At 58.5% G+C, this 18,143-nt stretch carries 17 protein-coding genes; 11 read left to right on the top strand and 6 right to left on the bottom strand.

The window, feature by feature from the left end; genetic code table 11:
- Positions 1-63 precede the first annotated feature (63 nt).
- The 3 genes from AC2FNN_RS16120 to AC2FNN_RS16110 all read right to left on the bottom strand — a co-directional run bounded on the left by AC2FNN_RS16120 (position 64) and on the right by AC2FNN_RS16110 (position 2,633).
- A complete protein-coding gene (locus AC2FNN_RS16120; protein WP_496759522.1) occupies positions 64-813 on the bottom strand; it encodes an extensin-like domain-containing protein in 750 nt (249 codons plus the stop codon).
- A 13-nt stretch (positions 814-826) separates the two neighbouring features.
- Entirely contained in the window at positions 827-2,215 is a 1,389-nt protein-coding gene (ahcY, locus tag AC2FNN_RS16115; RefSeq protein WP_496759521.1) for an adenosylhomocysteinase, read from the bottom strand.
- A 103-nt stretch (positions 2,216-2,318) separates the two neighbouring features.
- On the bottom strand, positions 2,319-2,633 hold the full coding sequence (locus tag AC2FNN_RS16110; protein WP_496759520.1) for a hypothetical protein: 315 nt from the start codon (positions 2,631-2,633) through the stop codon (positions 2,319-2,321).
- 206 nt (positions 2,634-2,839) lie between these two features.
- Here AC2FNN_RS16110 and AC2FNN_RS16105 point away from each other — a divergent pair, with 206 nt between their 5' ends.
- Positions 2,840-3,433 carry an HD domain-containing protein gene (locus tag AC2FNN_RS16105; RefSeq protein WP_496759519.1) on the top strand — a complete coding sequence of 198 codons (594 nt, stop codon included), beginning with the start codon at positions 2,840-2,842 and terminating at the stop codon, positions 3,431-3,433.
- 50 nt (positions 3,434-3,483) lie between these two features.
- Entirely contained in the window at positions 3,484-4,197 is a 714-nt protein-coding gene (locus tag AC2FNN_RS16100) for an SGNH/GDSL hydrolase family protein (RefSeq protein WP_496759518.1), read from the top strand.
- A gap of 66 nt (positions 4,198-4,263) precedes the next feature.
- On the opposite strand, the gene AC2FNN_RS16095 is transcribed toward AC2FNN_RS16100, so the two are convergent.
- From AC2FNN_RS16095 to AC2FNN_RS16085, 3 genes are all read right to left on the bottom strand, one after another.
- Positions 4,264-4,635: a VOC family protein gene (locus AC2FNN_RS16095; protein ID WP_496759517.1), complete on the bottom strand. Its 372-nt coding sequence runs from the start codon at positions 4,633-4,635 to the stop codon at positions 4,264-4,266.
- Positions 4,636-4,736: 101 nt separating this feature from the next.
- Positions 4,737-5,291 carry an ActR/PrrA/RegA family redox response regulator transcription factor gene (locus AC2FNN_RS16090; protein ID WP_152459641.1) on the bottom strand — a complete coding sequence of 185 codons (555 nt, stop codon included), beginning with the start codon at positions 5,289-5,291 and terminating at the stop codon, positions 4,737-4,739.
- An 80-nt stretch (positions 5,292-5,371) separates the two neighbouring features.
- A complete protein-coding gene (locus AC2FNN_RS16085) occupies positions 5,372-5,998 on the bottom strand; it encodes an SCO family protein (protein WP_496759516.1) in 627 nt (208 codons plus the stop codon).
- 90 nt (positions 5,999-6,088) lie between these two features.
- On the opposite strand from AC2FNN_RS16085, the gene regB reads away from it, so the two are divergent.
- The 9 genes from regB to AC2FNN_RS16040 form a co-directional block, all read left to right on the top strand.
- A complete protein-coding gene (gene regB, locus AC2FNN_RS16080) occupies positions 6,089-7,486 on the top strand; it encodes a sensor histidine kinase RegB (protein ID WP_496759515.1) in 1,398 nt (465 codons plus the stop codon).
- Between the two features lie 66 nt (positions 7,487-7,552).
- Positions 7,553-9,061, top strand: coding sequence for a PAS-domain containing protein (locus AC2FNN_RS16075; RefSeq protein ID WP_496759514.1), 1,509 nt, complete (start codon positions 7,553-7,555; stop codon positions 9,059-9,061).
- A gap of 41 nt (positions 9,062-9,102) precedes the next feature.
- Positions 9,103-9,576: a tRNA (adenosine(37)-N6)-threonylcarbamoyltransferase complex ATPase subunit type 1 TsaE gene (gene tsaE, locus AC2FNN_RS16070; RefSeq protein ID WP_496759513.1), complete on the top strand. Its 474-nt coding sequence runs from the start codon at positions 9,103-9,105 to the stop codon at positions 9,574-9,576.
- Positions 9,573-10,577: an aminoglycoside phosphotransferase family protein gene (locus AC2FNN_RS16065; RefSeq protein WP_496759512.1), complete on the top strand. Its 1,005-nt coding sequence runs from the start codon at positions 9,573-9,575 to the stop codon at positions 10,575-10,577. Before tsaE ends, AC2FNN_RS16065 begins: the two co-directional genes overlap by 4 nt.
- A complete protein-coding gene (locus tag AC2FNN_RS16060) occupies positions 10,574-11,260 on the top strand; it encodes a nucleotidyltransferase family protein (RefSeq protein WP_496759511.1) in 687 nt (228 codons plus the stop codon). Before AC2FNN_RS16065 ends, AC2FNN_RS16060 begins: the two co-directional genes overlap by 4 nt.
- Entirely contained in the window at positions 11,253-14,177 is a 2,925-nt protein-coding gene (addB, locus tag AC2FNN_RS16055; protein WP_496759510.1) for a double-strand break repair protein AddB, read from the top strand. The genes AC2FNN_RS16060 and addB overlap by 8 nt, the downstream gene beginning before the upstream one ends.
- Positions 14,174-17,530, top strand: a complete 3,357-nt coding sequence (gene addA, locus AC2FNN_RS16050) for a double-strand break repair helicase AddA (protein WP_496759509.1) — start codon at positions 14,174-14,176, stop codon at positions 17,528-17,530. The genes addB and addA overlap by 4 nt, the downstream gene beginning before the upstream one ends.
- Positions 17,531-17,548: 18 nt before the next feature.
- A complete protein-coding gene (gene trxA / locus AC2FNN_RS16045) occupies positions 17,549-17,911 on the top strand; it encodes a thioredoxin (protein ID WP_367396964.1) in 363 nt (120 codons plus the stop codon).
- 74 nt (positions 17,912-17,985) lie between these two features.
- Positions 17,986-18,143: Lin0512 family protein (locus AC2FNN_RS16040; RefSeq protein ID WP_496759532.1), on the top strand; the 158-nt coding region annotated here is incomplete at its 3' end.

Genomic DNA, 18,143 nt, shown 5'->3' with positions numbered 1-18,143 from the left:
AAAGGAAAAAAAATCGCGATTTCTCCCCCTTGGTCAAAGCCTGCACGTTTCTTGCTGAAAAGCCTAGCGGCAATAGCCCCACCCCGGGCCTTGCAAGTGGAAATGATCCGCGTGCAAACGATTGAAATCGGGCCCAAGAACCACGCGAAACCAACCGCAGGCCCCGCGCCAGATCAGTCGAAAAAAGGCGCCTTCCGGTTCGGATCCCTGCCAGTTTGACAGCAAGGTCAGCGTCCGACCGTCAACGGTATCCACACCGACGATATCTATCGAATCCGCGCGGGCATGGCTGCTCCACCCACTGTTTTCACCCTGCGCGGTGCGCATGGGGCGGCAATTGTAACTGCCGATGTGGCGCAGTCGGGAAACGTTGGCGCCAAGCAGATCGCGTGCGGCGGGTTGAACGACGTGATGTTCCCACATGGTCAGGCGCAACGCCGTGGCGCAACTGGTTTCAACATCCTCGATCCCTGATGTCACCAATTTGGTCAGACGACCCCGACCCGCGATGCCGCAGTTCTGATCGACAACCAGGTCCGCCATCGCCTCAAACCGAACACCTGCGTCTTCCAGAGCGGCCCTGCACTGGGTTTCGCTGGCCAGTGCGCGGTTCAGTTGGAACTTTGTGACGGGCGTGATCGGGGCGGTTACTTTCAGATCACGCAACGGGTTCCACTGTGACGATATCGGCGTATCGGGATGCGCCAACACCCACCAGACACCACCGCCCAAAAGGATCACAATAACCGCCAGCCTGAAAAGGAAAGACGCCGCCAGATACAAATACCGGCGGCGCCCAGATTTCTGCGTCATACCCAGACGGCGATCAGTAGCGGTAGTGTTCCGGCTTGTACGGACCTTCCGGTTTGACACCGATATAAGCGGCCTGATCCGCATCCATCTGGGTCAGCTTCACGCCGATGCGATCCAGATGCAGGCGGGCCACTTTCTCATCCAGATGCTTGGGCAGGATGTAGACCTTGTTCTCGTACTGGTCACCCTTGGTGAACAGTTCGATCTGGGCCAGAACCTGGTTGGTGAACGAGGCCGACATCACGAAGGACGGGTGACCGGTGGCGTTGCCCAGGTTCAGCAGGCGACCTTCGGACAGCAGGATCAGACGGTTGCCCGAAGGCATCTCGATCATGTCCACCTGTTCCTTGATGTTCGTCCACTTGTGGTTCTTCAGGCTGGCCACCTGAATTTCATTGTCGAAGTGGCCGATGTTGCCGACGATGGCCATGTCCTTCATCTCGCGCATATGCTCGATGCGGATCACGTCCTTGTTGCCGGTGGTGGTGATGAAGATATCCGCGCTGGCGACTTCGTCTTCCAGCAGGGTGACTTCGAAACCGTCCATTGCCGCCTGAAGGGCGCAGATCGGGTCAACTTCGGTGACTTTCACACGGGCACCGGCACCACGCAGCGACGCGGCCGAGCCTTTGCCCACATCACCGTAACCGCAGACCACTGCAACTTTGCCGGCCATCATCGTGTCGGTGGCGCGGCGGATACCGTCGACCAGCGATTCCTTGCAGCCGTATTTGTTGTCGAATTTCGACTTGGTGACGCTGTCATTCACGTTGATCGCCGGGAACGGCAGGTGGCCGTCCTTGACCAGCTGATACAGGCGGTTCACACCGGTGGTGGTTTCTTCCGAAACGCCCTGGATCTGGTCACGCATCTTGGTGAACCAGCCCGGGCTTGCCGCCATACGCTTGGCGATCTGCTTCTTGATCACCTCTTCCTCTTCCGAACCCGGAACAGGGATAATGTCCTCACCCGCCTCAGCGCGAGCACCCAGCAGGATGTACAGCGTCGCGTCGCCGCCATCGTCCAGGATCATGTTCGGGCCTTCGTCGAACAGGAAGGACTTGTCCAGATAATCCCAGTGCTCTTCCAGTGTCTGGCCCTTGATGGCGAAGACGGGAATACCCGCCTCGGCGATCGCGGCGGCGGCGTGATCCTGTGTCGAGAAGATGTTGCACGACGCCCAGCGCACATCTGCGCCCAGCGCCACCAGCGTTTCAATCAAAACAGCGGTTTGGATGGTCATGTGCAGCGATCCAACGATCCGCGCCCCTTTCAACGGCTTACTGTCGCCATATTCCGCGCGCAGGGACATCAGGCCCGGCATCTCGGTTTCGGCAATGTCCAGCTCTTTGCGGCCAAAGCCAGCCAATGAAATGTCTTTAACGATATAGTCCCCGGCCATCAGGTGCTCCATTTTCCGGTAATTCACAGTCTTGGCTGCCCCTAGCATTCCTTGGGGCAGGTGGCAACTTTGAAGACTGTGATCGGAAACGATATGGCCAATATCAGCTTGGTGTGCCTTCAATTTCGATCTTTGGTATCGCTTCAAAAAAATCGGTGCCAACGGCAACAATACAACTGACACCGTTCGCATTGGTTACCAAAACGGTATAACTTCCCGTTTCTTTCGAGGTCCAGACCTCCATCACCGATTGCGCGCCGCGTGTTTTTTGCAGGCCGCCAAAGGCCAATTCCTCGGCATAGTTCTCCTGCAATTTGGATATAATGTCATCCCGTGCCGCACAATTCTGGGCAAAGGCAGGCGGCGCGGTGGCAGCCATTCCGAAGGTCAGTGCGATTGCGAATAAACGTTTGAACATAGGGTGCTCCTTTCGATACGTGTTTCGGATCGAGAGGGGCACACTGGGAGGAGTATGCACCCCCCTCAGTCCTTGATGTCGGGATCGAGGTGCGCCAGTTCAAAGCACGAATGCTCAAGAAACTGTTGGCAGCATGTGATCCAGACAGGTACATCATAGCATAAAAACGCGGCATAAACGTGTCCTAGTTCACAAGGCATGGCAGAATGGCAACACAACCCCGAGCATGGCAACGAATGCTTTCCGGCCGCAGGCTGGATTTGTTGGACCCGACCCCGGTGGATATCGAGATTGAAGATATTGCGCACGGCCTGGCCTTTGTGGCCCGCTGGAACGGTCAGACAAACGGCGATTTTGCTTATTCCGTGGCCGAACATTCCCTGCTGGTTGAGGAGATTTTTGGCCGTATTGCCCCCAAAACACCCATGAAATGGCGTTTGGCGGCCCTGTTACACGATGCGCCGGAATATGTGATCGGCGACATGATCTCGCCCGTGAAATCCGCCGTCGGCCCAGACTATGGCGCGTTGGACGACCGGCTGGCGGCAGCAATCCATATACGGTTTGGACTACCGGCTGAGGTCCCGAAAACGATAAAGCGCCAGATCAAGAAGGCCGACAAGATCAGCGCCTGGATGGAGGCGACACAGATTGCGGGGTTTTCCGAGACCGAAGCCACGAAGTTCTTTGGCCGCCCGGACAGGGGGATCATGGCGGGTTTACAGATCAGGCTGCGCCCCCCGGTCGAGGTGCGGCACGCCTTTACAGCGCGGCACGCAGAGTTGATTGCACAGATCTGAGAGACACTGTTCGAATGCGGTAGTGGTACGGGGGAACTGGTGGAAAAAAGATGAAAACAAGGACCGGAACCCGAGTTTTGCTTGTCGTCAACGTCGTGCTGACTGTTGGTCTTGCGGCAGCGTTGGTCGAAACCGGGTATGTGTCGAAGGCACTCAGAAAAATCTCTGGCACACATGTCCCGGTCACGGAAACCGATCACTACAAACTCATGGTCTGGTTGCACGAGCGGCCGATTTCTCAGGCGCTCGCCTCACCGGATATTCAGATCGCTTTCATCGGTGATTCCATAATCGAAGGGTGGTTGACCAGCAACATCCTGCCCAACGCGCTGAACCTTGGGATCAGCCGCGACACCACCCCGGGCCTGATCGCAAGAGCAAAACCGGAACTGATTGCCCATGTTCCGACATGGTATCTGGGAATCGGAATCAATGACGCTCTGACAGCCACACCGCCAGAGAAGATTGCAGGGTATGTCGCACAGTTGAAGACCCTGTTCATGCCCGCCGAAAGGTTGATCTGGCGTGCTGTGTTGCCCGTCACCGGTGCAAATTGGACTGCGGAAAAAGAGGCGTTTCGAACGGCCTTCAATTCGGCTGCTCAACACGCCTGTCAGGAGATGGCGAACTGCACATTTTTGTCCCCGCCGGACGGGTTCACCGAGAACACCGCCGACTGGACATCGGACGGGCTGCATCCCAACGCAACCGGATATCGTCAGCTGGCGCGGCAGCTCTGCGCAGAAATTTCCTGCTCACCCTGAAGGTACTGAATGGACACTGCCCGCGGAACTGTCTGAAGCTTGGGCAGGGTTTGTGTTCACCCTGTTTCAGCCAAAGACGTAGAAGCACAGTTTGTTGCCATCCGGGTCACGCACATAGGCACCAAAGAACCTGTCGGGGACGCGTTGGCCAGGTTCGCCTTCGTCTACCGCACCCAGGCTAATTGCCTTGTCGTATAGTTCCTTGACCTCATCCTTGGAGTCGGCTGCAAAGGCGACCATGTTGCCATTTCCGGCGGCGCAGGCATCACCGTCATAGGGCTCGCAAACTGCCAGCATCGGCGCGTCGGGTTTGTTGCCGATGAACGCGATCCGGCCTGCGTCTATCACCACTTTCGCGCCCTTGTCCGCGAAAAGGCTGGAATAGAAGTCCTTGGCGCGCCCCATGTCCGAAACGCCAACGGTTACATATCCGATCATTGAGTGGTCCTGTTCTGACAAAAGATTCCAGATATGCCGAACAGTCCTCGACAGGGTCCAAGGTTACAAGTCACTAAACCGTCATCGAGCGGCCGGCCGACCTAACGAGGGCTGCGTTTCGCCAAAATTCGCTGCAACGTCCGCCGATGCATATTCAACCGTCGCGCGGTTTCAGAGACATTCCGGTCACACAGCTCATAGACGCGCTGGATATGTTCCCAGCGCACACGGTCCGCGCTCATGGGGTTTTCCGGCGGCGGGGGCATCTCGTCACCCTTCGCCAGCAATGCGTTCGTGATGTCGGTGGCATCCGCAGGCTTTGACAGATAGTCGGTCGCGCCGATCTTGACAGCCGCGACGGCGGTCGCGATCGCACCATATCCGGTCAGAACAACAACACGGCTGTCAGGGCGTTTTTCCCGCAACACCTCGACAACGTCCAATCCGTTGCCATCCTCAAGCCGCAAATCGACAACGGCATAGGCCGGGGGCCGGGCGGTGGATATCGCGCGGCCTGCCGCGACGGATCCTGCGGTCTCAACCTCGAAACCACGCTTTTCCATGGCCTTGGCCAAACGTCTCAGAAACGGCTCGTCATCATCAACCAAAAGCAGGGATTTGTCAGGGCCGATGTCAAGCTGAGAAGTGTCTGCCATATGTTAGGTCTTTCGCTATTTCATGCCTTTGGCTCGAACATGAGTAATAGCAGCGCGGGAACAAAGGTCAAACAACCTTGTTACGACGCGGCCTGCTCCAGAAAGCATTCAACCTTGTCCGCCATCTGTTCGGCCGTGTCTTCGCGTTTGAAAAACTCCAGAAATCCGTTTTCGGGTGTAACCAGATAGGTAAAAGTGGAATGGTCAACCAGATAGAATTCGTCGCCTTTGTCATGCGCCTTGTAATAGGTCTTGTAGGCCTTGCTGGCCGCCTTGACCTGTTCGGGCGAACCAGTCAGGGCGATCGTCTTGCCCCCGAGGTTGAACGCATAGTCGGCCATGACTTCGGGCGTATCGCGATCCGGGTCAATTGAGATGAACAGAGGTGTCACCGACAGCCCGCGTTCAGCCAGGATATCGACAGCCTCGGCGTTGCGGGACATGTCGAACGGGCAAACGTCCGGGCAGAACGTGTATCCGAAGTAAACCAGCGTCGGTTCGGTAATCACATCTTTGTCCGTAACCGTCTCGCCTTTGCCGTTCACCAGTTCAAATGGTCCGCCAATTGCGGCGGCACCCCCGGCGATCTGGCTGGACCGGCATTGTGCGAACTTGTCATCGGACCCGCCACCCCGCGTCAGAATCCACATGGCCCCAAGTCCGATAGTCAGAACAAGAGTTGCGAGAAATGCGAGAAGGCGGGTCATTTCGATTATCCGGTCTCAAGGGGTTGTTGATCGTTCCGGCCGGGACACCTATCAAGATGACCAGCCGATGCAACAGGACATAAGCGACCGATGGCAGAATCCAATCAGACTTTTTGGCGCGGCCAGGAACGCAGCAGCTGGATTCGGCTTCGGACCCTGATCCTTTTGCGATGGGTGGCCATCATCGGCCAGCTCACAGCAATCACGGTGGCCCAGCGATACTATGACGTGCAGCTGGAACTGGGCCTGTGTTACCTGGCCATCGGAATCTCGGTCATGGGAAACCTGACCGCCATTTTGCTGTTTCCGCAGAACAAGCGCCTGACCGAGTTTGAAAACTTCCTGATGGTTCTGTTCGACCTGCTGCAATTGTCAATTCTGCTCTATTTGACCGGCGGGCTGAACAATCCGTTTGCGCTGCTTCTGCTGGGCCCGGTCACGATTTCAGCCAATGTCATGAGCACTCGATCGACCCTGATTGTCGGCGCCGTTGCAATCGTTCTGACAACTGTGCTGGCGGAATTTCACCTTCCGTTGCGGACAAGCCTCGGGCTTGTTCTGGATATCCCCGATATCCTTCTGTTCGGAAACTGGGCCGCGATCATCATCGCCATCGTCTTCATCGGTGCCTATTCCCACCGCGTCAGTTCCGAAGTCCAATCCATGTCCGAAGCGCTGGCCGCCACGCATATGGCGCTGGCGCGCGAACAGAAGCTGACCGATCTGGGGGGCGTCGTTGCCGCTGCCGCGCATGAACTGGGCACGCCTCTGGCGACGATAAAACTGACCAGCGCAGAGCTGATCGAAGAGCTGGACGACCGCCCGGACCTGAAAGAAGACGCCGCTTTGATCCGCGAGCAGGCAGACCGTTGCCGTGACATTCTGCGCGACATGGGGCGGGCGGGCAAAGATGATCTGCATCTGCGGCAGGCACCGCTTTCGACAGTGGTGAACGAAGCGGCCGAACCACATGTCGGTCGCGGCAAAGAGGTTCATTTTTCCGAAGGCCCCGTGCAGGACGGGGATGTTCAGCAGCCCTCGATCCTGCGCAAACCCGAGATCATTCACGGTTTGCGCAACCTGATTCAGAATGCCGTGGATTTCGCCCGCGCAAATGTCTGGGTCGAGGCCGAATGGACCGACGGCAGGATCACCGTCAGCATAATGGATGACGGGCGGGGATATCCACCCCACATGATCGGACGCATCGGCGATCCCTTTATGCGCCGCAGACGGGCGGAATCCGATCAGAGAGCACGCCCGGAATACGAGGGAATGGGCCTGGGATTGTTCATCGCCAAAACCCTGCTGGAACGCAGCGGCGCCGAGCTTGAATTCGCCAATGGCTCGGACCCCTACCAGCATCTGACCGACAATCCTGAACGGCGCGGGGCAATCGTCAAGGTGACCTGGCCACGCAAACTGATTGATGCACAGAAGGGTGACACCCCGGTCCCGTCGGGATCCAACACGCGCATTCAGGTGTGAATTAAGAGACCGTTAACCAATCCCACGCATAGTCTGTCCTTGTATCGTTCAGGCTTGGGGAATTTGATGGCCGATTGGATTATTCTGGCCGCGATCAGTCTTGTTTCGTGCTGTTTCGCCGTTCTGTGGCTGTTGCCACGCCGGGCTCAGCGCGACAAGGCTTTTGGTCTGTTTTCAAACACCTCGCTGTTTGACGCCGTATTCCTATTCGATGGCGACCAACTGATCAGCCATTCTGATTTCGCATTGGCCGGATTTGAGCATATTGATAACTGGCTGGACCTGCGGCGCTTGCTGCAAAGGGATTTCCCCACCTTTCCCGAAACTCCCGACAAAGTGCGCGATCAGGGCAAAATCGTTGTATCGGCCATTGACTGCACGGTTGAACGAGAAGTCGTGTGTGAGTGGATTGACAGTATCGTCCGCGTTCGACTTTGCGAGTGTGTCAAGGACTCCCCGGCAGGATCGGTTACCCCAGGTGAGCCGACTCGTCTGGCAATGGATCTGGCCCCTTACCCGGTATGGCTGGCGGATAACGACAATCGGGTGCAATGGTGCAATGCCGCCTATGTCGCACTTGTTCAAAAGGCACGTAATCAGGATACCGATCTGACTGCGCCGCTTTTTGAAAGCCGGGAAGATGCCAAAAGACCCACCGGAAAAACCCGCGTGTCGGTGGATGTGGCAGATACTGATCGCAAGCTTTGGTTCGATTTGACTCGGATCGAACACGAGAACGGCCATCTGTGTTACGCTGTTGACGTCAACGCGATTGTCGAGGCGGAAACCGCCCAGCGCAAATTCGTGCAGACCATGACCAAGACCTTTGCCCAATTGTCCATCGGTCTCGCCATTTTTGACCGCAACCGGCAACTGGCCCTGTTCAACCCGGCCCTGATCGATCTGACCACGTTGCCGCCTGATTTCCTCAGTTGCCGCCCCAGCCTGAGCAGTTTCTTCGACCGCTTGCGGGATCAACACATGATGCCCGAACCGAAGAATTACCGCAGCTGGCGGCGTCAGATGAACGACCTTCTCGAAGCGGCTGAAGATGGAAACTATCACGAGACGTGGTCGCTGCCATCCGGATCGGTCTATTCCGTCAGCGGGCGCCCTCATCCGGACGGAGCAGTTGCGTTTCTATTCGAGGATATCACCGCCGAAATCACCCTGACGCGGCGCTTTCGATCAGAAATGGATCTGATGCAGTCGATCCTGGATAAGCTGGCGGATGCGATTGCCGTTTTTGCGGATGACGGCACGCTGGCCTTTACCAACTATGCGTATCAGAAGCTGTGGGGAGACGCGCAAGAAATCGGGTTCCAAAGCGAAACGGTCACCGATGTCACGCGACGCTGGCAAGACCTCTGTATTGCGACGCCGGTTTTGGGTGAGGTGCGGGATTTTGTCGAAATGCGGGAAAACCGCGCCGAATGGACAGCTGAAATTCAGATGAGAACCGGCATAACCGTGGATTGCACCGTCACACCGGTGCATAACGGTGCGACAATCGTGCGGTTTACGCAATCTGAGTTTCCCTTGAAATCCACCACGATGGACCAGATCAGCGCCTGAACCGGGTTGCAGCCGGTCAGGTGCAAGGCCATTGTGGCGGCATGACACAGACCGCCCGATCTCTGACTTTCAAATCGCCCGAAGAAACCGCAGTTTTCGCACGGCAATTGGGAACATCACTGCGCCCCGGCGATGTTGTTCTGCTGGAGGGCCCGATCGGCAGCGGCAAGACGTATTTCGCGCGCAACCTCATTCAGTCATTGATGGCTGAGCCCGAAGATGTGCCCTCGCCAACTTTCACTTTGGTCCAGGCTTACAACACACCATCAGGGGAAATATGGCATTGCGACCTGTATCGTCTGAGCGCAGCGGAAGAAGTTGACGAACTGGGCCTGACGGAAGCTTTTGATACCGCAATCTGCCTTGTGGAATGGCCGGACAAGCTGGGCTCGTTGACGCCCCAAAGCGCGTTGATGATGACCTTTGAAACAGACCCTAATAAAATCGATTTCCGCCGTGTGACCCTGTCTTGGACTGCTCCGAAATGGACGGAAAAACTGGAGAGAACTGCATGACCAACAGGACGGTCCTGGCCGAGGCCCTGATTGCACAAACACCCTGGGCCGGGGCAACACGCACGCCACTGGCAGGCGATGCCTCGAACCGGCGATACGAACGTCTGATTGACCCGACCGACGGGCGCACTGCGGTCTTGATGGACGCGCCACCTGAAAAAAGTGACGATGTTGATCCCTTCGTGCGGGTTGCCGAATACCTCCGATCAGTTGGTCTGAGCGCGCCGGAAATCTACGCCGAAGATACCCAGTACGGTTTTCTGTTGCTGGAAGATCTGGGTGATGACCTTTTTGCGCGCGTCCTGAAAAAAGACCCGGGCAAAGAGCGTGAATTGTACCGGGCCGCCACCGACGTGCTGCTCCACCTGCATCGGGCGCCTTCTCTTGCGTTGCCGTCTTATGATCCGTCCCTCATGACGGAACTGGCGGCATTGGCTTTCACCAAGTACGCGGCCGGTATCCTGGGAACATGTGATGAAGACGCCAAGTCCCGGTTCGAGCACCGGTTCGCGGACATCCTGCATCGTGAAACATCTGGTTCGAAAGTGGTCATTCTCAGGGATTATCACGCGGAAAACCTGTTGTGGCTGCCGCAGCGCGAAGGCGTGAAACGCGTCGGGTTGCTGGACTTTCAGTTGGCCATGCTGGGGCACCCGGCCTACGATCTGGTGTCTCTGCTACAGGATGTGCGCCGAGATGTCTCGGCCGGGATCGAAATGCAGATGATCAACCACTACATCTCTGCGTCAGGTATGGATGACCATGATTTCCGCACGGCCTACAGTGTTTTGGGGGCCCAGAGAAACCTGCGTATCCTTGGCGTCTTCGCGCGTCTGGCGACGGAATACGGCAAGCCTCACTATGTGGACATGATCCCGGCCGTCTGGGCACATCTGATGCGCGATCTGGATCACCCTGCCCTGGTTTCGGTGGCGTCCCTGCTGCACGAAGCTTTACCCAGGCCCACACCGGAAAACCTGGCCAAGTTGAGAACACAATGACCGGATCGCCATTTGCCGCAATGCTGTTCGCAGCCGGGTTCGGCACCCGCATGGGCGCGTTGACCAAAGACCGGCCCAAGCCATTGATCGAAGTGGCGGGGCAACCACTGATTGATCATGCGCTGGACCTCGTCGAAGACCTTGATCCCGTCCGTACCGTTGCCAACCTGCATTATCACGCGGATCAGCTCGCGGCGCATCTCGGCCCCAAAGGCGTTCTGCTGTCTCGGGAAGACCCTGAAATCCTGGAAACAGGTGGCGGATTGCGGGCAGCTTTGCCGATGCTGGGCACCGACCCTGTGTTCACGTTGAACACGGACGCGATCTGGTCCGGGCCAAACCCTTTGACCCTGTTGCAGCAAGCCTGGGACCCGGGTCGTATGGACGCGTTGCTGATGTGTGTTCCTGTTGCGCGAACCGTTGGTCATATTGGATCGGGTGATTTCACCGCCGGAAAAGACGGACGGATCAAGCGCGGTCCTGGTCTGGTTTACGGCGGGGCACAGATCCTCAAGGCCCAGGGTTTGCATTCGTTCTCGCAAACGGCGTTTTCACTCAACCTGCTCTGGAACCAGATGCTTGATCAGGGTCGGCTTTTTGCGGTCGAATACCCGGGACGCTGGTGCGATGTAGGTCGTCCCGAAGGCATCGCACTGGCCGAGGGTTTGCTGGCTGATGTTTGAATCCGGCACCCTGCCCCGTGTTTTTGCCGTGCCTCCCGGCACGGATTTCCCCAAGGCATTGGTCGATGGCCTGCGGCAGCGCTGTTCGGGCCCGCCCGAAGCTTTGGCGCGGGTAGAGTTGGTCCTGAACACACGACGCATGGAACGGCGCGTCCGCGATCTTTTCAATCAGGGGCCACCTTGCCTTCTGCCCCGTCTTTCGTTGGTGACGGACCTGGGCGAAAGGGTTGATTTGGCGCAGATCCCACCTGCTATCCCGCCCCTGCGGCGGCGTCTTGAGTTGACTCAGCTTGTGTCCAAACTGCTGGAACAACAGCCGGACTTGGCCGCCCGGTCATCGATCTTTGACCTGTCCGACAGTCTGGCCGCGCTGATTGATGAAATGCAGGGCGAAGGCGTGTCGCCCGAGGCGATCCGGCAGCTGGACGTCAGCGACATGTCCGGACACTGGTCGCGGGCACAAGCCTTTATCGGCATCGCGGATCATTTCATCGACACCGGCGGGCAGACGATGGATGCACAGGCCCGCCAGCGCCGCGTGGTCGAAAGCCTGATCGCGCGATGGCAGATTGCCCCGCCGCAACACCCGGTCATTCTGGCGGGCTCTACCGGGTCCCGTGGCACTACCTTGATGTTGATGGAAGCCATCGCGCGCCTGCCGCAAGGGGCATTGGTGCTGCCCGGATTTGATTTCGACCAGCCGGATCACGTTTGGCAGGGGTTGGATGATGCGTTGACGTCTGAAGATCACCCACAATACCGTTTCCGCAAGTTGATGCGCGCGCTGGAACTTGCACCGGGTCAGATCACCCCATGGACGGATTTATCGGCCCCCTCACCTTCGCGTAACCGCTTGGTATCCCTGGCATTACGTCCGGCGCCCGTCACTGACGCCTGGATGACCGAAGGCCCCAGACTGTCCGATATTAAAGGCGCAACCGACGGCCTGACGCTGGTCGAGGCTCAATCGCCTCGCGCCGAGGCATTGGCCATCGCCCTGCGCCTGCGGCAAGCGGCGGAAACAGGGCAGACCGCCGCTCTGATCACGCCGGATCGCATGTTGACCCGCCAGGTCAGCGCCGCGCTGGACCGGTGGAACATCGTGCCGGACGACAGTGCGGGCCTGCCGCTGCAACTTTCCCCGCCGGGACGTTTTCTGCGCCATGTGGCCAACCTGTTCACGCGCCGCCTGGAAGGCGAGGCACTGCTGACCCTTTTGAAACACCCGCTATGTCATGACGGCGGTGACCGCGGAATTCACTTGCTGCACACGCGTGATCTGGAACTTGACCTGCGCCGTCACGGCCCGCCCTTTCCTGACAGTGCAAGCGTCACGGCTTTTGCAGTGCGCAAAGAGGCCCAGGAAAGCTGGGTGAAATGGGTCGTGCAGCACTTCTGCGACCAGCAGATCACCAATGAACTGCACCTTGCGGACTGGGTGGCGCGTTTGATGACACTGGCCGAGGCGATCTCGGCTGGCAGCACGGGTGAAACAGGTACCCTGTGGGACAAAAACGCAGGCCAAAAGGCGCTGGAGGTGCTGAATTCGCTCAGGGCCGAGGCGCAGCATGGCGGCCTGATGACGGCCCATGACTTTGCCGATCTGCTTGGGGCTCTGCTTGCGGGTGAAGAGGTTCGTGACCGGGATGCGCCGCATCCGCACATCATGATCTGGGGCACGCTCGAGGCACGGGTGCAGGGCGCCGACCTGCTGATCCTTGGCGGATTGAACGAAGGAAGCTGGCCAGAGGCACCAACACCCGATCCCTGGCTGAACCGGCAGATGCGTGACAAAGCGGGGTTGTTGCTGCCCGAACGCCGGATCGGCCTGTCTGCGCATGACTTCCAGCAGGCCATCGGCGCACCCGAAGTGTGGTTGACCCGCGCGACCCGCTCGGATGATGCCGAGACGGTTCCGTCTCGCTGGCTGAACCGACTGACCAACCTGTTGCAGGGTTTGCCGGGTCAGGGTGGCCCCGAAGCCCTGGCCAAAATGCGCGCTCACGGCGAAAAATGGCTGAACTGGTCCGAGGCACTGGAAGATGCGCCGCCGATCGACCCCGCACCGCGTCCTTCTCCGCGCCCACCGGCCGCCGCACGTCCGCGCCGACTGTCTGTGACCGAGATAAAGAGGCTGATCCGCGATCCATACGCGATATACGCCAAACATGTGCTTCGGCTGAAACCACTTGATCCGCTTGTACAGGCCCCCGATGCCTTGCTGAGAGGAATTGTGATTCACGAAATCCTTGAGCATTTCATCAAGGACAGCGTCCTCGACAGCGCTTTGCTGACGCGGGACAATTTCCTGAAACGGGCGCATGCCCTGTTGGATCTACACGTCGCCTGGCCGACGGCCCGCAAACTGTGGCTGGCCCGGCTTGAGCGGATCGCGGATGATTTCCTCGGCGCAGAGCTCGCGCGCCGGAAGGATGGTGGCCCCGTGGCGTTTGAGGCGGTGATGAAACTGGCGTTGCGCCCCCTGGATTTCACCATAGTCGGGCGCGCGGACAGAATCGATTGCAACAGCCGGGGCGCGTTGCGCATCGTCGACTATAAAACCGGTGCACCACCGACGGAAAGCCAGCAATCCAAATTTGACAAGCAGTTGCTGATCGAGGCGGCCATGGCCGAGCAGGGCGGGATTGAGGGCTTTGACCCGACAAGCGTGGCCGAAGCCATCTTCATCGGTATGGGTGGCAGCTATAAGGAGGTTGCGGCACCCTTGGCGAAAGAACCGACAGACAAGGTTCTTGCCGAACTGAAAGAGTTGATTTCCGCCTATTTAGAGCCTGATCAGGGGTTCTCATCCCGTCGGATGCTGCACAAGGACACGGATGTCGGTGACTATGATCATCTGGCGCGGTTCGGCGAATGGGACCGGACAGCGGAAACGTACCCCGAGGATCTGACATGAGCCCGCGCAACGACGCAACCGAACGGCAGGTACAGGCCGCGCGCCCCGATGCCTCGACCTGGCTGGCGGCCAATGCCGGGTCTGGCAAAACCCGGGTTCTGACCGACCGTGTGGCGCGTCTGCTGCTGGGCGGGGTCCAGCCTCAGCACATTCTGTGCCTGACCTACACCAAGGCCGCCGCCAGCGAGATGCAGAACAGGTTGTTCAAGCGCCTTGGTGAATGGGCAATGCTGGATGATTCCCCCTTGATGGATGAACTGACCGACTTGGGTGTACCCGGCGAAATCGGCTCGGATCGGTTGGCGCAAGCACGCACCCTGTTTGCCCGCGCCATCGAAACGCCGGGTGGTCTGAAAATCCAGACCATCCACTCGTTCTGCGCGTCATTGTTGCGGCGCTTTCCGCTGGAGGCTGGCGTTAGCCCGCAGTTCACCGAAATGGAAGACCGCGCAGCAGCCTTGTTGCGAGAGGAGATTGTCGAGGATTTCGCCGCAGGCCCGCAGGCCGGGTTGATTGAAGATGTGGCCCGGTTCGTCACGGACACGGGGTTTGACAAACTGACCGCTGCGATCACGCAAAAACGCAGTCTTTTTTCGCAGCCGCTGGAATGGTCCGATCTTCTGCATCGTTTTGATCTGCCCGCCAGCTTTGACGAAACAGCGCTTCTTGGGCGGGTTTTTCTTGGTGGCGAAGTCGAACTCATCCAATCCATATTGCCCGCTTTGACCGAAAGCGGAGGCAACAATGCCAAGGCCGCCGCGAAATTGACCGGGTTCAACGAAGCCAGATTGATACATTTACCCATGTTGGAAAGCGTGTTTCTGACAGGGAAGGGCGCAAAGGAACCCTTCACGGCCAAACTCAACGCTTTTCCGACCAAACCCCTGCGCGAAGGTGTGCTGGCCGACCGGATGCCGCAGATCGAGTCCTTCATGCAGCGGATCGAAACCGCACGTGAACAACGTCTGGCGCTGGTCGCGGCGCAGAAAACCGCGGTTCTGCACCGCTTTGCCGCAGCCTTCCTGCCCGAATACGAACGGCGCAAGCAGTTGCGCGGCTGGCTGGATTTCGACGATCTGATCCTGCGCGCACGGCAGGTATTGAACGATCCGGCAGTGGCCGAATGGGTGCTGTACCGACTGGACGGGGGTATCGATCACATTCTTGTGGACGAAGCGCAGGACACCAGCCCCGATCAGTGGGACGTGGTCGAAAAACTGGCGCAGGAATTCACCAGCGGGGAAGGGGCCCGATCCGGAGTTGAGCGCACGATCTTCGTCGTCGGCGACAAGAAACAATCGATCTATTCCTTTCAGGGCGCCGATCCACAGGCCTTTGACAGAATGCAGGAAGAGTTTGGCCGGAAATTGGCTGAATCAGGCTCTAAACTGTGGGATTCGACGTTGGAATACTCGTTCCGATCCTCCAGCGCGATCCTGACTCTGGTCGATATCCTGTTTGAAAACCGGATCGAGGCAGGATTTCACAAGGACAGTCAGCACCGTGCTTTCAAGGCCGATCTGCCAGGTCGTGTTGATCTTTGGCCCGTTGTCGAAAAAGTAGCAGATGCCGAAGACGGGGATTGGACCGACCCGGTCGATCGACCGGGCGCACGGCATCACACCGTCATTCTGGCCGAGAAGGTCGCACAGTCGATCAAAGACATGATCGAACGGGGCGAGACGATCCCGGAAGATGGCAAACCCGGCCAATTCGTACGCCGAAAAGTGCAGCCGGGGGATTTTCTGATCCTTGTGCAACGCCGCTCGGACCTGTTTGCCGAGATCATCCGTGCCTGCAAGGCGCTGCACCTGCCCATCGCCGGAGCAGATCGGCTGAAAGTGGGCGCTGAACTGGCGGTCAAGGATCTTGCGGCCTTGCTCAGCTTTCTGGCCACGCCCGAAGACAGCCTGTCCCTGGCGACGGTTCTCAAATCTCCCTTGTTCGGTTGGTCCGAACAGCAGCTTTTCGATCTGGCGCACCGTCGGAAAGAACAGTTCCTTTGGGCCGCACTGCGCAACCGTGCGGAAGAGTTCCCCGAAACTCTGTCCGTGCTGAATGATCTGCGCAGCCAGATCGACTTTCTGCGCCCCTATGATCTGATCGAACGTATCCTGACCCGCCATGACGCGCGGCGCAAGCTGTTGGGGCGGTTGGGGGCAGAAGCCGAAGACGGTATCAACGCGCTGTTGTCCCAGGCTCTGGCCTATGAGCGAACGGATATCCCCAGCCTGACGGGATTTCTGGTCTGGATGCAGACCGACGATCTGGAAATCAAACGACAGATGAGCGGCGTCGGCAACCGGATCCGGGTGATGACGGTCCATGGTTCAAAAGGGTTGGAGGCGCCGATCGTCATCCTGCCGGACACCGGCAAACGCCAGCCCCCGCGTGACGCCGAGGTCATGCTGGCCGGCGGAACACCCTTGTGGAAGGTGTCGGCGGACGCATCACCAAACCTGATCTCGCAGGCGCGGGAAGAGGCGCGCAGCCGCGAGGAAAACGAACGGCTTCGGTTGCTCTATGTGGCTCTGACACGGGCGGAAAAGTGGTTGATCGTAGCGGCGGCAGGCGATTTGGGGAAAGACGGCAACAGCTGGTATCAGATGGTCGAGGCGGCGATGGATCGGGCCGGGGCCGCGCAGGTCCCGGGCTCCGATATCCGCCGCCTGTCCCACGGGGATTGGGACGCGCTGCCCTTGATCGATCAACCGAACACTGCCGTTCGGCAAGTCGAATTGCCGGACATGTTCCAACATCCGGCACCGGATCCGGTTGCGCCTGCCGGCACGCTCAGCCCTTCGGATCTGGGCGGCCCTAAGGCGTTGCCCGGCGATACCGGCCTGGATGAAGATGCGGCCAAACTGCGCGGAACCCGCCTGCACCTGTTGCTGGAACACCTTCCCGTGGCCGAAAAAGAACTTTGGCCAGAGCTTTGCGCCCGGTTGCTGCCCGATATGCATGAAACGGACCGGCAAGAGATATTGAACGAAGCCGTAACTGTGCTGACAGCGGAAGGTTTGCAGCCCGTATTCGCGCCTGACACGTTGGCCGAAGTGCCCATTACTGCCGCTCTGAACGGGCAGCGGATGCATGGGGTTGTCGATCGTCTGATCGTATCGGGAACGGAAGTGCATGTGATTGATTTCAAATCAAATGCCACGGTTCCAGACCGCGCGGAAGACTGCCCTGAAGGCCTGTTGCGGCAAATGGGGGCATACGCGCAGGCGCTGGCGCAGATCTATCCGGATCGCAGCATTCGTTCCGCCATCCTGTGGACCCGCACGGCGCGGCTGATGTGGTTGCCACACGATCTTGTGACAGATGCTTTGGCCCGCACCCAGATATCTTGACCTTACCCGAAGCGGCACATACGTTCTGTTCCCAAGTTTACCCCATTCAGGAGACAGAATATGTCGACCGTAGCCGTTACCGACGACACCTTTGACGCCGAAGTCAAGAATTCGACCGTTCCCGTGGTCGTGGATTTCTGGGCCGAATGGTGCGGCCCCTGCAAGCAAATCGGCCCAGCACTGGAAGAGCTGGCGGCCGAGTATGGCGACAAGGTCAAAATCGCCAAGGTCGATGTGGACAGCAACCCGAACTCTGCCGCTGCCATGGGCGTGCGAGGCATCCCCGCGCTGTTCATCTTCAAGGACGGTCAGGTCGTTTCCAACCGCGCGGGCGCGGCGCCCAAAGCTGCGCTGCAAAGCTGGATCGACGAATCCATCTGATCTGGTCCTAGCAGAACGTTCCAAAGGCGCCTCAGATCGGGGCGCCTTTTTTGTTGCATATGTCGGAGAAACCAATGGCAAAAACGCGGGTCCTTGTGGAATTCGGGATGGGCACATCCCTGCGCCGGATGGACTATACCCAGGCGTCACTGCGGGCGATCAAGGATGCGCTTTGGCACAACTCGGTCAACATGGCGGAACTGTTCGGGTTTCCGAAAGAGGCGATGATCAT

This window comes from Ruegeria sp. BHSA118, assembly GCF_059613405.1.
The sequence above is the reverse complement of the archived record's forward strand: the minus strand, read 5'-3'. Positions and strand labels throughout refer to the sequence as shown.

Bases quoted from the DNA above. Each gene is read 5' to 3' on its own strand.
- AC2FNN_RS16120 (WP_496759522.1), bottom strand. From the start codon at position 813: ATGACGCAGAAATCTGGGCGCCGCCGGTATTTGTATCTGGCGGCGTCT.
- ahcY (WP_496759521.1), bottom strand. From the start codon at position 2,215: ATGGCCGGGGACTATATCGTTAAAGACATTTCATTGGCTGGCTTTGGC.
- AC2FNN_RS16110 (WP_496759520.1), bottom strand. From the start codon at position 2,633: ATGTTCAAACGTTTATTCGCAATCGCACTGACCTTCGGAATGGCTGCC.
- AC2FNN_RS16105 (WP_496759519.1), top strand. From the start codon at position 2,840: ATGGCAACACAACCCCGAGCATGGCAACGAATGCTTTCCGGCCGCAGG.
- AC2FNN_RS16100 (WP_496759518.1), top strand. From the start codon at position 3,484: ATGAAAACAAGGACCGGAACCCGAGTTTTGCTTGTCGTCAACGTCGTG.
- AC2FNN_RS16095 (WP_496759517.1), bottom strand. From the start codon at position 4,635: ATGATCGGATATGTAACCGTTGGCGTTTCGGACATGGGGCGCGCCAAG.
- AC2FNN_RS16090 (WP_152459641.1), bottom strand. From the start codon at position 5,291: ATGGCAGACACTTCTCAGCTTGACATCGGCCCTGACAAATCCCTGCTT.
- AC2FNN_RS16085 (WP_496759516.1), bottom strand. From the start codon at position 5,998: ATGACCCGCCTTCTCGCATTTCTCGCAACTCTTGTTCTGACTATCGGA.
- regB (WP_496759515.1), top strand. From the start codon at position 6,089: ATGGCAGAATCCAATCAGACTTTTTGGCGCGGCCAGGAACGCAGCAGC.
- AC2FNN_RS16075 (WP_496759514.1), top strand. From the start codon at position 7,553: ATGGCCGATTGGATTATTCTGGCCGCGATCAGTCTTGTTTCGTGCTGT.
- tsaE (WP_496759513.1), top strand. From the start codon at position 9,103: ATGACACAGACCGCCCGATCTCTGACTTTCAAATCGCCCGAAGAAACC.
- AC2FNN_RS16065 (WP_496759512.1), top strand. From the start codon at position 9,573: ATGACCAACAGGACGGTCCTGGCCGAGGCCCTGATTGCACAAACACCC.
- AC2FNN_RS16060 (WP_496759511.1), top strand. From the start codon at position 10,574: ATGACCGGATCGCCATTTGCCGCAATGCTGTTCGCAGCCGGGTTCGGC.
- addB (WP_496759510.1), top strand. From the start codon at position 11,253: ATGTTTGAATCCGGCACCCTGCCCCGTGTTTTTGCCGTGCCTCCCGGC.
- addA (WP_496759509.1), top strand. From the start codon at position 14,174: ATGAGCCCGCGCAACGACGCAACCGAACGGCAGGTACAGGCCGCGCGC.